The 15,080-nt window shown below is 57.4% G+C and carries 15 protein-coding genes and 1 other annotated feature; all 15 genes read left to right on the forward strand.

Features of this window, described 5'->3' with window-relative positions:
- On the forward strand, positions 1 to 255 hold a 255-nt coding region (locus ACE4YL_RS01165), incomplete at its 5' end, for an EF-Tu C-terminal domain-related protein (protein WP_461364996.1).
- A 179-nt stretch (positions 256 to 434) separates the two neighbouring features.
- Positions 435 to 584 carry a 50S ribosomal protein L33 gene (gene rpmG, locus ACE4YL_RS01170; RefSeq protein ID WP_461359541.1) on the forward strand — a complete coding sequence of 50 codons (150 nt, stop codon included), beginning with the start codon at positions 435 to 437 and terminating at the stop codon, positions 582 to 584.
- Positions 585 to 606: 22 nt separating this feature from the next.
- On the forward strand, positions 607 to 828 hold the full coding sequence (secE, locus tag ACE4YL_RS01175; protein ID WP_461359542.1) for a preprotein translocase subunit SecE: 222 nt from the start codon (positions 607 to 609) through the stop codon (positions 826 to 828).
- Positions 829 to 852: 24 nt separating this feature from the next.
- The gene (gene nusG, locus ACE4YL_RS01180) at positions 853 to 1,389 is read left to right on the forward strand and encodes a transcription termination/antitermination protein NusG (protein WP_461359543.1); all 537 of its coding nucleotides are present in this window, start codon (positions 853 to 855) and stop codon (positions 1,387 to 1,389) included.
- Positions 1,390 to 1,451: 62 nt separating this feature from the next.
- The gene (gene rplK / locus ACE4YL_RS01185; RefSeq protein WP_461367284.1) at positions 1,452 to 1,877 is read left to right on the forward strand and encodes a 50S ribosomal protein L11; all 426 of its coding nucleotides are present in this window, start codon (positions 1,452 to 1,454) and stop codon (positions 1,875 to 1,877) included.
- A 65-nt stretch (positions 1,878 to 1,942) separates the two neighbouring features.
- Positions 1,943 to 2,644, forward strand: a complete 702-nt coding sequence (gene rplA / locus ACE4YL_RS01190) for a 50S ribosomal protein L1 (protein WP_461359545.1) — start codon at positions 1,943 to 1,945, stop codon at positions 2,642 to 2,644.
- 65 nt (positions 2,645 to 2,709) lie between these two features.
- Positions 2,710 to 2,866 (forward strand) — a sequence feature (ribosomal protein L10 leader region).
- Positions 2,867 to 2,879: 13 nt separating this feature from the next.
- The gene (gene rplJ / locus ACE4YL_RS01195; protein ID WP_461359546.1) at positions 2,880 to 3,407 is read left to right on the forward strand and encodes a 50S ribosomal protein L10; all 528 of its coding nucleotides are present in this window, start codon (positions 2,880 to 2,882) and stop codon (positions 3,405 to 3,407) included.
- 26 nt (positions 3,408 to 3,433) lie between these two features.
- On the forward strand, positions 3,434 to 3,805 hold the full coding sequence (gene rplL / locus ACE4YL_RS01200) for a 50S ribosomal protein L7/L12 (protein ID WP_461359547.1): 372 nt from the start codon (positions 3,434 to 3,436) through the stop codon (positions 3,803 to 3,805).
- Positions 3,806 to 4,123: 318 nt separating this feature from the next.
- The gene (gene rpoB, locus ACE4YL_RS01205; protein ID WP_461360144.1) at positions 4,124 to 7,759 is read left to right on the forward strand and encodes a DNA-directed RNA polymerase subunit beta; all 3,636 of its coding nucleotides are present in this window, start codon (positions 4,124 to 4,126) and stop codon (positions 7,757 to 7,759) included.
- 52 nt (positions 7,760 to 7,811) lie between these two features.
- Positions 7,812 to 11,333 (forward strand): DNA-directed RNA polymerase subunit beta', encoded by a 3,522-nt coding sequence (gene rpoC / locus ACE4YL_RS01210; protein WP_461369063.1) that lies wholly within the window; start codon positions 7,812 to 7,814, stop codon positions 11,331 to 11,333.
- A gap of 127 nt (positions 11,334 to 11,460) precedes the next feature.
- Entirely contained in the window at positions 11,461 to 11,715 is a 255-nt protein-coding gene (locus ACE4YL_RS01215; protein ID WP_461359550.1) for a L7Ae/L30e/S12e/Gadd45 family ribosomal protein, read from the forward strand.
- Between the two features lie 21 nt (positions 11,716 to 11,736).
- Positions 11,737 to 12,153, forward strand: a complete 417-nt coding sequence (gene rpsL / locus ACE4YL_RS01220; RefSeq protein WP_461359551.1) for a 30S ribosomal protein S12 — start codon at positions 11,737 to 11,739, stop codon at positions 12,151 to 12,153.
- Between the two features lie 38 nt (positions 12,154 to 12,191).
- The gene (gene rpsG, locus ACE4YL_RS01225; protein ID WP_461359552.1) at positions 12,192 to 12,662 is read left to right on the forward strand and encodes a 30S ribosomal protein S7; all 471 of its coding nucleotides are present in this window, start codon (positions 12,192 to 12,194) and stop codon (positions 12,660 to 12,662) included.
- A gap of 83 nt (positions 12,663 to 12,745) precedes the next feature.
- Positions 12,746 to 14,818 (forward strand): elongation factor G, encoded by a 2,073-nt coding sequence (gene fusA, locus ACE4YL_RS01230; RefSeq protein WP_461360142.1) that lies wholly within the window; start codon positions 12,746 to 12,748, stop codon positions 14,816 to 14,818.
- Between the two features lie 34 nt (positions 14,819 to 14,852).
- A partial coding sequence (locus ACE4YL_RS01235; protein WP_461360141.1) for a GTP-binding protein occupies positions 14,853 to 15,080 on the forward strand: 228 nt, incomplete at its 3' end.

Genomic DNA, 15,080 nt, shown 5'->3' on the forward strand with positions numbered 1-15,080 from the left:
GTCCTGTCCAAGGAAGAGGGCGGCCGCCACACTCCTTTCTTTGAAGGGTACCGTCCCCAGTTCTACTTTAGGACCACGGACGTAACGGGTGTTATCCGCCTGCCCGAGGGCACCGAGATGATCATGCCCGGCGACAACACCCGGCTGATCGGCGAACTGATTACACCCATCGCCATGGAAGAAGGCCTGCGCTTTGCTATCCGCGAGGGCGGCCGCACCGTTGGCGCCGGTGTTGTCACCAAGATTCTCGAGTAGGTGCCCAACTCGTCCAGTCCTCTTTTTGCACCACATCTTGCCGTTTCAGGGGGATTTTTCCCCCTTTTCTCTTGAAAATGCAGTAGTACAGGGCAAAAGCGCAGCCTGGAGAGGTATTGACACCCGATCTGAAATGTGTTAAATTCTAGAGGTATTTCGACTGTCTGGAGGTGGCGGCTGTGCGCGTCGGTATCACATTGGAATGCACTCAGTGCAAGAACCGGAACTATCGCAGCACCAAGAACAAGAAAAGCGATCCGGATCGCATTGAGCTGAAGAAGTTCTGCAAGTTCTGCAGGACCCATACCGTTCACAAAGAAACCCGATAGGGTGCAGAAGGAAGTGAAGAAGGTGGCAACAGTCCAGAGCAAACCCGCCCTTTGGAATAAGATCACGAAGTTCCTGCGGGAAGTTCGTTCCGAGATGCGCAAGGTGTCCTGGCCCAACCGCAAAGAGCTGATCACTTACACCATCGTAGTGCTGGTCACAGTAGTCATCGTTGCGGTCTTCACAGGTGTTGTTGACGTGATCGTGACTGCGGCCTTGAACCTATTGAGTCGATTAGGAGGGTAAGACCAGTGCTTTGGTCGGTACGCCATGAGTGAGAAGGCAAATACAGAAAAAAACTGGTATGTTGTGCACACATACTCGGGCTATGAGAATAAGGTAAAGACCGACCTTGAGAAGAGGATCCAATCGATGGAGATGGAAGACAAGATCTTCCAGATCGTCGTGCCCATGGAAGAAGTGGTGGAGTACAAGGACGGTAAGAAAAAGGTCTCCAAGCGCAAGGTCTTTCCAGGCTATGTGCTGGTGGAAATGATCATGAGCGACGATTCGTGGTATGTGGTTCGCAACACGCCAGGTGTTACCGGCTTCGTGAGCAGCGGGGTCAAACCCATCCCCCTGGAAAAGCACGAAGTGGAAATGATTTTACGCCAGATGGGCATGACCAGGGCACAGAGCGTGTTCGACAAAGGGGATTCTGTGAGGGTTGTCTCAGGTCCGTTCCGGGACTTCACAGGTACCATTACCGAAGTGAATCCAGACAAGGGGAAATTGTGGGTAAGCATTTCCATGTTTGGTAGAGACACTCCCGTTGAGCTGGATTTCCATCAAGTAGCTAAGCTGTAGGTTTTTGAGTGGGAGGACGCAAGTCCGCCATAACCACATTATGTTAAGGGGGTGTATGCGCCGTGGCAAAGAAGGTAAGTGCCGTAATTAAGCTGCAGGTACCAGCAGGCAAGGCCAACCCGGCGCCGCCGGTAGGATCGGCTTTAGGTCAACATGGTGTCAACATTATGGAGTTTTGCAAGGCGTTCAACGAACGGACAGCCAATCAGGCGGGGATGATCATTCCCGTTGTGATCACTGTCTTTGAGGATCGCTCCTTCACGTTTGTGACCAAGACTCCGCCGGCATCGGTGTTGATCAAAAAGGCTATGAATATTGAGCGCGGTTCCGGTGTGCCGAATCGGGAGAAGGTGGGCACCATTAAGCGCAGTCAGATCAGGGAGATTGCCGAACTGAAGATGCCCGACCTGAACGCGGCTGACATCGAAGGTGCCATGCGCATGGTGGAAGGTACCGCCAGAAGCATGGGCGTTGTTGTGGAAGACTAACCGGAAGCGCTGTAAATATACGTGGGAGGATTAAATCCGCTAGCACCACAAAGGAGGAAAGTATTGTGGCCAAACGAGGTAAGAGGTATCAAGAGATTGCTAAGCTCGTTGATCGCCAGAAGTTTTACTCGCCCGCTGAGGCCATTGCCTTAGTGAAGAAGTGTGCGACCGCCAAGTTTGACGAGACAGTTGAAGTTGCTTTTAAGCTGGGCGTTGACCCCCGCCATGCCGATCAGCAGGTGCGCGGCACCGTTATTCTGCCGCACGGAACAGGTCGTGAAGTGAGGGTTTTGGTCTTCGCCAAAGCCGACAAAGCGGAAGAGGCCAGGCAGGCCGGGGCCGATTTTGTGGGCGCCGAAGATTTGGCTGAGAAGATCCAGGGCGGCTGGACTGACTTTGATGTGGCCATCGCCACTCCAGACATGATGAGCGTTGTTGGTAGGCTCGGTAGAATCCTGGGCCCCCGTGGCCTGATGCCTAACCCCCGGACCGGTACCGTGACCTTGGAAGTGGGCAAGGCGGTTCAGGAGTCCAAGGCCGGTAAGGTGGAGTTCCGGGTGAACAAGGAAGCGGGCATGCACGTGCCCATCGGCAAGGTGAGCTTCACCGACGAGCAGCTGTACGAGAACTTCGTGGCCCTCATGGATGCCGTGGTGAAATCGCGGCCCCCGGCAGCCAAGGGTACCTTCATCCGCAAGGTTCACCTGTCCAGCACCATGGGGCCTGGTATACGGGTGAATGCCCAGGAGGCCGTTGCCGCCAGATAATTTTCGCAGGAACCCGCGCGGCGGGTTGACCCCGCTGCCGCGGCATGCTATACTAACCATGTTGCACAACCGAATAATCCTAACCGTAGACAGTTGGTGGCGAAATAAACGCCTTAAAGCAGCGGAGCTGCGCCCACCGAGGTTGGAGATAAGCTTGGATCTGGATTTGTGATCTATTCAGGATCTCCGCTCGGCTGCGGTAGGTCCTTTTTCTTTTGCACGGGGAGGTGAAACGATGGCACGACCTGAAAAGGAGGCAATGGTCCGGGAGATAAAGGAGCGTCTATCTAAAGCTCAGGGAGCGGTTCTGGCCGATTACCGGGGCCTGAACGCCGAGGAGATGACGCAGCTGCGCCGGGAGGCTAGAAACGCCGGAGTTGAGTTCAAGGTTCTGAAAAACACCCTGACCATCCTGGCAGCCCGGGAACTGGACATGAACGATCTGGAGCCCTACCTGACCGGCCCCACGGCATTTGCCTTTGGCTATGACGACCCGGTGGCACCGGCCAAGGTGGTGAGCGGGTTTGCCAAGAAGAGCAAAGCCCTGGAGATCAAGGGTGGCATTGTGGAAGGTAGAGTGATTGGAGCGGAAGCAGTGGCTAACCTGGCGGATCTGCCCGGTAGAGAAGAGCTTCTGTCCATGGTCCTCCGGGGTATGCAGGCGCCCATTGCGGGCCTGGTCAACGTCCTGCAGGGCAACATTCGCAATCTGGTTTATGCCTTAGAGGCAGTGAGAAAACAAAAAGAGGCAGCAAGTGCATAGCTGCATGAATTAAGGAGGTTTTTGCCATGACGAAAGAGCAAATTTTGGAAGCTATTGAGAATATGACCGTATTGGAACTGAGCGAACTGGTAAAGGCTTTGGAAGAGAAGTTTGGCGTATCCGCCGCCGCTCCTGTGGCTGTGGCCGCCGCCGCACCTGCAGCAGCTGCTGAGGCTGCAGAAGAGAAGACCGAGTTTGACGTAATCCTCCAGAGCGTTGGCGACAAGAAGATCAACGTGATCAAGGTCGTCCGCGAGATCACCTCCCTGGGCCTCAAGGAAGCCAAGGATCTGGTGGACAACGCTCCCAAGCCGGTTAAGGAAGGCATCTCCAAGGAGCAGGCTGAAGAGATCAAGGCTAAGCTCGAAGAAGCCGGCGCAACCGTGGAGATTAAGTAGCTGGAAGAATTACGCTGCAGTGGAAAAAAGGACTTCCCCCCGGAGGGAAGTCCTTTTCTTGGCATAATTAGAGACAAACACAGATATACATTGCTTGACAACAAAAAACCCCTGTGTTACTATGGACTAGTGCCACACGTCCACGGCAAAGGGGAAACTACTCCTGCTTTGTCATTATTCAACATAGAAATGCGGAATCCTGCTATTTTGAACAATAATTTTTGGAAGGCTCTTCTGGCAAACGCATAATAAAGCGAGGGAAATTACCCTTGCTTTTCGTCATGTTTTCTAGAGGATATCATAAGGAGGAGAGGGCCCTTGGTAGAAGCAAAGCACCTGGGAGGACGGGAGCGCTACAGTTTCGGGAAGATCAAAGAAGTCCTGGAAATGCCCAATCTGGTGGAAATCCAGCACAAATCCTACCAATGGTTTTTGCACGAAGGCTTAAGGCAGATGTTCGATGACGTGTCCCCCATCCAGGATTTCACAGGCAATCTGGTCCTGGAATTCTTGGATTACGATTTCGGGGAACCCAAGTATGATGTGGAAGAGTGCAAGAACCGGGATGTAACTTACTCCGCTCCCCTTCGTGTGCGTGTGAGGTTGGTAAACAAAGAGACGGGCGAAGTGAAAGAGCAAGAGGTCTTCATGGGTGACTTCCCCCTTATGACCGAGAACGGTACCTTCATCATCAACGGATCCGAACGCGTTGTAGTCAGCCAATTAGTGCGGTCGCCCGGCGTTTACTTCAGTTTCACACTGGATACCAGCGGTAAGAAGCTGTTTTCTGCCAACATTATCCCCAACCGCGGTGCTTGGCTGGAGTTTGAGACGGACTCCAACGATGTGATCTGGGTACGCATTGACCGCACCCGCAAGCTGCCGGCCACTGTCCTCATCCGCGCCGTGGGCCTGGGAAACGATGCCGCTATCAGGCAGGCCTTCAATGACGCGCCCCAGATTCTGGCCACTTTGGAAAAGGATAACACCCAATCGGAAGCCGAGGCCCTGATCGAGATCTACAAGCGCCTGCGCCCCGGGGAACCGCCCACGGAGGAAAGCGCGCGGGGGCTGTTTTCCACGCTCTTCTACGAGCCCAAACGTTACGATCTGGCCAGCGTGGGCCGGTACAAGATCAACAAGAAGCTGCGCCTCACCGAGCGCCTGGTGGGCAGGGTGAGCACGGACAACGTGGTGCATCCGGAAACCGGCGAAGTGCTGGTGGAGCGCGGCCAGAAGATCACCCGCCGCCAGGCGGAACTGATCCACCAGGCGGGGATCAACGCCGTTGTGGTGACCACCCGGGAAGGCAGGCAGGTGCGCCTCTTTGCCAATGAACAGCCCGGGGAAGAGGTGACCACCATCACCCCCGGCGACATTTTGGCCACCATCAACTACATGGTGGGCTTGGCCGCGGACATAGGTTCGGTGGATGACATCGATCATCTGGGCAACCGGCGGCTGAAGAGTGTGGGTGAACTTCTGCAGAACCAGTTCCGGATCGGCCTGAGCAGGATGGAGCGGGTTGTGCGGGAGCGCATGACCATTCAGGACGTTGATGTGATCACGCCCCAGGCCCTGATCAACATCCGGCCTGTGGTGGCTGCCATAAAAGAATTCTTCGGGTCCAGCCAGCTTTCCCAGTTCATGGACCAGACCAACCCCCTTTCGGAGCTCACCCATAAGCGCCGCTTGAGCGCCTTGGGCCCCGGGGGACTTTCCCGGGATCGGGCCGGTTTCGAGGTGCGGGACGTGCACCACTCCCACTACGGGCGCATGTGCCCCATTGAAACGCCGGAAGGTCCCAACATCGGCCTGATCGGCGCGCTCTGCACCTACGCGCGCATCAACGAATACGGTTTCATTGAAACGCCCTACCGGGTGGTGGAAAACGGAGTAGTGACCGATGAGATCCGCTACCTGACCGCGGATGAAGAGGATGTCTACCGCATCGCCCAGGCCAACGAGCCCACCACGGAAGAGGGCCGTTTTGCCCGCAGCAAGGTGACGGTGCGGGAGGGCGAAGAGATCAAAATAGTCCCCGCGGAGACGGTGGACTACATGGACGTTTCCCCCAAGCAGATCGTCAGTATCGCCACGGCCCTCATCCCCTTTCTGGAAAACGATGACGGGGCCCGGGCCCTCATGGGGGCCAACATGCAGCGCCAGGCGGTACCCTTAATCGAAACGGAAGCACCCATTGTGGGTACCGGGATGGAATACCGGGCGGCCGTGGATTCGGGCGCGGTGCTCCTGTGCAAGAACGATGGTGTGGTGGAAAGGATCACCGGCCGGGAGATCGTGGTGCGCACGGCGCAGGGCCAGGAGCGCTACAGGCTGAAGAAGTTCGAGCGGTCCAACCAGGGAACCTGCATCAACCAGAAGCCCATCTGCCGCGTCGGTCAAGCGGTGAAAAAGGGCGATGTGCTGGCTGATGGCCCCTCCACCAACCAGGGCGAGCTGGCCCTGGGGCGCAACGTGCTGGTGGCCTTCGTGCCCTGGGAGGGCTACAACTACGAAGACGCCATCCTGATCAGTGAAGAGCTGGTCAAAGACGATGTCTTTACTTCTATTCATATTGAAGAATACGAGGCCCAGGCCCGCGATACCAAGCTGGGGCCCGAGGAGATTACCCGGGACATTCCCAACGTGGGTGAAGACAGCTTAAAGAACTTGGATGACCGGGGCATCGTGCGTATAGGCGCCGAGGTTAAACCCGGCGACATCCTGGTGGGTAAGGTCACCCCCAAGGGTGAGACGGAGCTCACCGCGGAAGAGCGCCTCCTGCGGGCCATCTTCGGTGAGAAGGCCCGGGAAGTCCGGGATACGTCCCTGCGGGTGCCCCACGGGGAAGGCGGCATTGTGGTGGACGTGCGCGTCTTCAACCGTGAGGACGGCGATGAACTGCCCCCGGGGGTAAACCGCCTGGTCAGGGTCTACGTGGCCCAGAAGCGCAAGATCTCCGAAGGAGACAAGATGGCCGGGCGCCACGGCAACAAGGGCGTCATCTCCCGGATCATGCCTGTGGAAGATATGCCCTTCCTGCCCGATGGAACCCCGGTGCAGATCGTGCTCAACCCCTTAGGGGTGCCATCCCGTATGAACATCGGGCAGGTGCTGGAAACGCACCTGGGTATGGCCGCCAAGCTCTTAGGCTTGCAGGTGGCCACCCCCGTTTTCGACGGTGCCAGTGAGATCGAGGTTATGGATATGATGGAGAAAGCCGGCATGTCCCGGGATGGCAAGACCATCCTCTATGACGGACGTACCGGTGAACCCTTCGATAATCCGGTAACAGTGGGTATTATCTACATGGTGAAGCTGGCCCACCTGGTGGATGACAAGATCCATGCCCGCTCCACCGGCCCCTACTCCCTGGTCACCCAGCAGCCCCTGGGCGGCAAGGCCCAGTTCGGCGGGCAGCGGTTTGGTGAGATGGAAGTGTGGGCTTTGGAGGCCTACGGGGCCGCCTACACCCTGCAGGAGATCCTCACCGTGAAGTCCGACGACGTGGTGGGCAGGGTGAAGACCTACGAAGCCATTGTCAAGGGCGAAAACATCCCGGAACCCGGGGTGCCGGAATCCTTCAGAGTGCTGGTGAAGGAACTCCAGAGCCTGGCCCTGGACGTCAGGGTTTTGGGTGAAGACGAGAGAGAGATTGAGATCAAGGAAGACGAAGAGGATATCAGCGAAATGGCCAGGGAGCTGGGAATTGATATCCAGACTGCTGGTGCGGGTGCCAACGCGGCCCGTGCCCAGGCGAATCGTTCCAAAACTAAACAGGTGGACGATGAAGAGCTGGGCGAGGATGATGAGGACGATTCCTCCCCTGACGAAGGCCTAGAGGATGATGATTTCGTGGCAGATTTGGACGACACTGATCTGGACTTCCCCGAAGATGAACCTTCACTAGATGAACTCGATGGCCTGGAAGATGAGGAAGAGGATCTGTAACGCCAGGGAGCGTGCACGCAACTAGCGGATAGACAAGAAGGAGGGACAGCCCTTGTTGGATATCAATTATTTCGACCGGATTCGTATTGGGCTGGCATCACCAGAACAGATTCGGGCCTGGTCCAGTGGTGAAGTGAAGAAGCCCGAAACCATCAACTACCGGACCCTGAAGCCTGAGCGGGAAGGCCTGTTCTGTGAAAAGATCTTTGGACCGACACGGGACTGGGAATGCCACTGCGGCAAGTACAAGCGCGTGCGGTATAAAGGAATTGTCTGTGATCGCTGTGGTGTGGAAGTGACCAGGGCGAAGGTACGGCGGGAGCGTATGGGGCACATTGAGCTGGCCGCCCCCGTTTCCCATATTTGGTTTTTTAAAGGCATACCCAGCCGCATGGGCTTAATTTTAGATATGTCCCCACGGACGCTGGAGAAGGTGCTCTATTTCGCCTCCTACATCGTCATCGACCCCGGCGATCCGGCGGTGACCGGGCTGACCAAGCAGCAGCTCCTCAGCGAGGCTGAGTACCGGGAGTACCGGGATAAATACGGGAGTGCCTTTGAGGCGGGCATCGGTGCGGAGGCCATCAAGAAGCTCCTTCAGGAGCTGGATTTGGATGAACTAAGTGCGGAATTGCGCCGGGAAATCGCGCAGTCTTCCGGCCAGCGCCGGGTCCGTGCCGTACGGCGGCTGGAAGTTGTGGAGGCCTTCCGCGCCTCGGGCAACGACCCCGCCTGGATGATTTTGGATGTTATCCCCGTGATCCCGCCGGAGCTCAGGCCCATGGTGCAGCTGGACGGCGGACGGTTTGCCACCTCCGACCTCAACGATCTCTACAGGCGGGTGATCAACCGCAACAACCGCCTCAAGAGACTTTTGGAGCTGGGCGCTCCGGACATTATCGTCCGCAACGAAAAGCGCATGCTCCAGGAGGCCGTGGATGCCCTGATCGACAACGGCCGCCGGGGCAGGCCGGTCACCGGCCCGGGCAACCGGCCCCTGAAGTCCCTCAGCGATATGCTCAAGGGTAAGCAGGGGCGTTTCCGCCAGAACCTCTTGGGCAAACGCGTGGACTATTCCGGCCGTTCCGTAATTGTGGTCGGTCCGAAACTGCGCTTCCACCAGTGCGGCCTGCCCAAGGAAATGGCCCTGGAGCTGTTTAAGCCCTTTGTCATGAAGGAGCTTGTGGAAAAGGGTATTGCCCACAACATCAAAAGCGCCAAGAAGATGGTGGACCGGGTGCGCCCGGAAGTGTGGGACATTGTGGAGGAGGTCATTAAAGAGCATCCCGTGCTGCTCAACAGGGCCCCCACCCTGCACAGACTGGGCATCCAGGCCTTCGAGCCAGTTTTGGTGGAAGGCCGGGCGATTCAGCTGCATCCCCTGGTCTGCTCCGCCTACAACGCGGACTTCGACGGCGACCAGATGGCGGTGCACGTGCCCCTGTCCGCGGAGGCCCAGGCAGAAGCAAGGCTTTTGATGCTCTCCACCAACAACATCCTGGTTCCCTCCAGCGGCAGGCCCATCGTCACACCCAACCAGGACATGGTCATCGGCCTGTACTACCTTACTTCGGTGAAGGAGGGAGCCAAGGGCGAGGGCCGCTACTTCGGCTCCATGGAAGAGGTGCTCCACGCTTACAATGCTGGCTCCATCGAACTGCATGCCAAGATCATCCTGCGGCTTGATGGCGAGCAGAGAACGCGTCTGGAGACCACCCCGGGCCGCTTGCTTGTGAACAGTATCATGCCTGAAGACTTCGGCTTCATTAACGAAGCGCTGGATAAAAAGAAGCTGGTCAATTTGGTGGACCGCCTTTACAAACAATACGGTGCCCATGAGACCGCACAGATCCTGGACCAGATCATGCAGCTGGGCTTCCACTACAGCACCCGCTCGGGGACCACGGTGTCCATTGCCGACATCGCCGTTCCCGCCACCAAGAACGAGCGGATCCGGGCCGCGGAAGAAGAAGTGGAGCAGATCGAGCAGCAGTACCGCCGGGGCCTGCTCACCGCGGAAGAGCGCTACCAGCGGGTATGCGCGGTCTGGACCAAGACCAAAGAGCTGGTCACCAGGGATATGCTGGACAACTTCGACGATTTCAACCCCGTTTACATGATGGCCAGATCTGGTGCCCGGGGTAACGAGTCCCAGATCAGCCAGCTGGCGGGCATACGCGGTCTGGTTGCGGACCCCACGGGCCGTACTTTTGAGATTCCCATCAAGGCCAACTTCCGGGAAGGCCTCACCGTATTGGAGTTCTTCATCTCCAGCCACGGTACCCGCAAGGGCCTGGCGGACACCGCCATCCGCACAGCCGACTCCGGTTATCTGACCAGGCGGCTGGTGGACGTGGCCCAGGATGTGATCGTCAGGGAGCATGACTGCGGCACCGAGGATTACATCACCGTGGGTGCCATCAAGGAGTTCACCGGGGACAGCGAAGCGGTAATTGAGCCCCTCTGGGAGCGCATTGCCGGCCGGATAGCCGCTGAAGATGTGGTGCATCCTGAGACAGGTGAAGTCCTGGTGGCCCGAGGGGAGATGATCAGCGATGATGCGGCCCGGGCCATTGAAGAGGCAGGCATTGAGCGGGTGAAGATCCGCTCCGTCCTGGTCTGCAAGACCCGCCACGGGGTATGCGTGCAGTGCTACGGGCGCAACCTGGCCAACGGCACCCTGGTAGATGTGGGCGAAGCGGTGGGCATCATTGCCGCCCAATCCATCGGCGAGCCCGGTACGCAGCTCACCATGAGGACGTTCCACACCGGTGGCGTTGCCGGAGACGACATCACCGCCGGTCTGCCCAGGGTAGAGGAGCTCTTCGAAGCCCGCAAGCCCAAAGGCCAGGCCATTATCAGCGAGATCGCCGGTACCGTGAGCATCGTGGAGAACAAAGGTGTCACCAAGGCAGTGGTGAGCGGTCCCGAGGGAGAAGCTTCCTATGTAATACCCTACGGTGCCCGCCGCAAGGTGAAGGATGGATCCCAGGTGCAGGCTGGCGACCGCCTCACCGAAGGGCCAGTGAACCCCCACGATATCCTGGCGGTCCAGGGCGTCCTGGCGGTCCAGGAGTACCTGGTCCAGGAGGTGCAGGAGGTCTACCGCTCCCAGGGTGTGAACATCAACGACAAGCACATCGAAGTGATCGTGCGGCAGATGCTGCGCAAGTGCAAGGTGGAGGATCCGGGCGATACGCCCATGCTCCCCGGTTCGCTGGTTGATATCTTCGAATTCGAAGAGATCAACGCCAAGGTGCAAGCGGAGGGAGGCGAGCCCGCAGTGGGCAAGCCAGTGCTGCTGGGCATCACCAAGGCTTCGCTGGCCACCGAGAGCTTCTTGTCTGCCGCCTCCTTCCAGGAGACCACCCGGGTGCTTACGGATGCTTCCATTAAGGGCAGGGTGGACCGGCTGATCGGCCTGAAGGAAAACGTGATCATCGGCAAGCTCATCCCGGCCGGCACAGGCATGGCCCGCTACCGCCGCATCGGTATAGCTGTGGAAGGCCAGGAGGAAGAACCGCCCGCCGAGGATGGGGTGGAAGCCGAAGAGGTGGAACTGGTTTCCGGCTGATGGCGCCCTGATGGGCTGTTCTGCAAGATTTTATTGACAGGGACAGCCGGAGATGATAGAATTAGCTGTGTTGCCCGCAGGGGTCTAGCGCCTCTGCGGGATCTCTTGAGTAAAGGGGAGGACCGTGATGCCAAACAGACTTGCGACGGCGCGCAGAGTGGTCGGTACTAAGCAGACTATGAAGGCGATCCAAGCTGGACAGGCGGAGCTGGTCTACTTAGCTCGAGATGCTGATGAACACGTGACTGGCCCCGTACGCAGGGAATGCGCAGCACGGGGCATCGAAGTGGTTGAAGTGGAAACCATGGCAGAGCTGGGCAAAGCCTGCTCCATTGAGGTGGGGGCTGCGGTCGCTTGTGTCATGAAATCTACAGAGAATTAGAAGGAAGGGAGGTTATCCAGCATGCCAACGATCAATCAATTGGTTAGGAAGGGTCGCCGTATTCAGAGATCCAAGAGCTCTGCTCCCGCGCTGGGATTCACCCAGAACACACTGCGTGATGAGGTGATCTACAACCCCAAGGGGTCGCCGCAAAAGAGGGGCGTCTGCACCAGGGTTTATACGGCTACGCCCAAGAAACCCAACTCGGCCCTGCGGAAAGTAGCCCGTGTGAGATTAACCAATGGTATTGAGGTGACTTCCTATATCCCCGGCGAAGGCCACAATCTGCAGGAACACAGCGTGGTTCTGATTCGTGGCGGCAGGGTCAAGGACCTACCGGGCGTACGCTATCACATCATTAGAGGTACACTAGATGCAGCGGGGGTAGCCGATCGGCGCCAAGGCCGCTCCAAATACGGTACCAAGAGACCTAAGTAGGAAAACCTGGAATCTCTATGCAAAAGGGGTGAAAACCAATGCCGAGAAGAGGAAACGTTCCCAAGCGGGATGTGCTCCCTGATCCTATCTATGGCAGCAAGCTGGTTACCAAGTTCATCAACGCCATCATGCGCGATGGCAAGCGGGGCAAAGCCGAGTCCATCATGTATGGTGCGCTGAAGCTGGCCCAGGAGAGAACCGGCACCGACGCCATGGAACTGCTGGAACAGGCTGTGAACAATGTTAAGCCAGTTGTGGAAGTTAAGCCCCGCCGTGTAGGTGGTGCCACCTACCAGGTGCCTGTGGAAGTGCGGGCTGACAGGCGGCAGACCTTGGCGCTGCGCTGGATAGTACAGAACGCCAGGCTCCGTGGAGAAAAGACCATGGTGGAAAGACTAGCCGGCGAGCTGATGGACGCAGCCAACAATCAGGGCGGCGCCGTAAGAAAGAAAGAAGATACTCACCGTATGGCGGAAGCCAACAAGGCTTTTGCTCATTACCGTTGGTGATTCGCTGCCAAGGCAGTGGGCCGTGCACACGGGTGCTCTATTCAACGGGGTGGGTGAGTCTACTCGGCTAGGAGGAGAAAATCGTGGGAAGAGAGTTTGCGGTTGAGAAAACGCGAAATATAGGTATCATGGCCCATATTGATGCAGGCAAGACCACGACCACTGAAAGAATCCTCTTCTACACCGGGAAAGTTCACAAGATAGGCGAGACACACGAGGGTGGAGCAACCATGGACTGGATGGCTCAAGAGCGCGAGAGAGGCATTACCATCACCTCGGCTGCGACGACCTGTCACTGGAAGGGTTATCGAATTAACATTATTGACACGCCCGGCCACGTGGACTTTACTGTGGAAGTGGAGCGTTCCCTGCGCGTCTTGGATGGCGCGGTGGCAGTGTTCTGTTCGGTGGGCGGGGTGGAGCCTCAATCAGAGACGGTCTGGCGCCAAGCGGACAGGTACCATGTACCCCGCATCGCCTACGTCAACAAGATGGACCGCGTAGGAGCCAATTTCCAGAGGGTCATGGACATGATGGTGGAGCGCCTGGGTGCCAATCCCGTGGCCGTGCAGTGGCCCATCGGTGCTGAAGACACGTTCCGCGGCATCGTTGATCTGGTTGAAATGAAGGCCCACTTTTATATCGATGACATCGGCAACTTCGAAGTGGGGGAAATCCCCGAGGAACTGCGGGATGAGGTGGAACTCGCCCGCCAGCTGCTTGTGGAGAAGGTTGCCGAAACCGATGATGAGCTGACCATCAAGTACCTTGAGGGTGAAGAAATAACTCCGGAAGAACTGAAGGCTGCCCTGCGCAGAGCCTGCATCGCAGTGGAACTGATCCCGGTGCTCTGCGGTTCATCCTTTAAGAACAAAGGGGTGCAGCCGCTGCTGGATGCGGTGGTGGAATACCTGCCTTCTCCTGCGGATCTACCGCCGGTGGAAGGGTCCAATCCGGCAACGGGTGCCGAGGAACACCGGGCGCTGAGGGATGATGAGCCCTTTGCGGGCCTGGCCTTCAAGATCATGGCAGACCCTTACGTGGGTAAGCTGGCCTTCTTCAGGGTTTATTCCGGCACCCTGCGGGCTGGCAGCTACGTGCTGAACGTCAGCACGGGCAGGCGGGAACGGGTAGGACGCATCCTGCTCATGCACGCCAACCATCGGGAGGATGTGGACCAGGTCTTTTCCGGAGATATCGCAGCCATTGTGGGCCCCAAAGACATCTCCACCGGTGATACCCTGGCAGATGAAAAACACCCCATTTTGCTGGAGGCCCTGGAGTTCCCGGAGCCGGTCATTAACTTGGCGGTGGAACCGAAGTCCAAGGCAGATCAGGATAAACTTGGTTATGCCCTGCAGCGCTTAGCGGAAGAGGATCCCACTTTCAGGGTCTACACCGATCAAGAGACTGGGCAGACCATCATTGCCGGCATGGGCGAACTGCACCTGGAGATCATCGTCGACCGCTTGCTGCGCGAGTTTAAGGTGGAGGCCAACATCGGCAAACCGCAGGTTGCTTACCGTGAAACCATCACCAAGGCCGTCAAGGCCGAAGGGAAGTTCGTGCGGCAGACCGGCGGGCGCGGCCAGTACGGCCACGTTGTTCTGGAGGTTGAGCCCAACGAACGCGGTGCAGGGTTTGTGTTTGAAAACAAGATTGTGGGCGGTGTAGTGCCCAGGGAGTATATTGCTCCGGTTGAAGCGGGGATCAAAGAGGCCATGCTCACTGGCGTTGTGGCGGGATTCCCCGTGGTGGACGTGAAGGTGGCCCTGGTGGATGGGTCCTACCATGAAGTGGATTCCTCAGAATTGGCCTTTAAGATCGCCGGTTCCATTGGCTTTAAGGAAGCGTGCCGTCAGGCAGCGCCTGTGATTTTGGAACCCGTCATGAAACTGGAAGTTGTGACACCCGATGATTTCTTGGGTGATGTCATGGGCGATATTAACGCCAGACGCGGTAAGATTGAAGGAATGGAACAGCGGGGGAATACGCAGATTGTGCGTGGTTATGTTCCGCTGGCAGAGATGTTTGGCTACGCCACCGCACTGCGTTCCATGACGCAGGGAAGGGCACAGCACACCATGACCTTCGCCTATTACGAACAACTGCCGCCCGCTTTAGCAGAGGAAATCATCCACTCTGCCGGTATCTAAACTAAAACCACTTTCCCAAGGAGGAAGAAGAAAAATGGCTAAGCAAAAGTTTGAGAGAACCAAACCCCACGTCAACGTAGGCACCATCGGCCACGTTGACCACGGCAAGACCACCACCACAGCTGCCATCACCATGCTGTTGGCCCGTAAGGGTTTGGGACAGGTGAAGAAGTTCGAGGAAATCGACAACGCTCCCGAAGAGAGGGAACGGGGCATCACCATTAACACGTCCCACGTGGAATATGAAACTGAAAAGCGCCAC

Source organism: Candidatus Darwinibacter acetoxidans (assembly GCF_041936445.1).
GTDB lineage: Bacteria > Bacillota > Limnochordia > Darwinibacteriales > Darwinibacteriaceae > DTU010.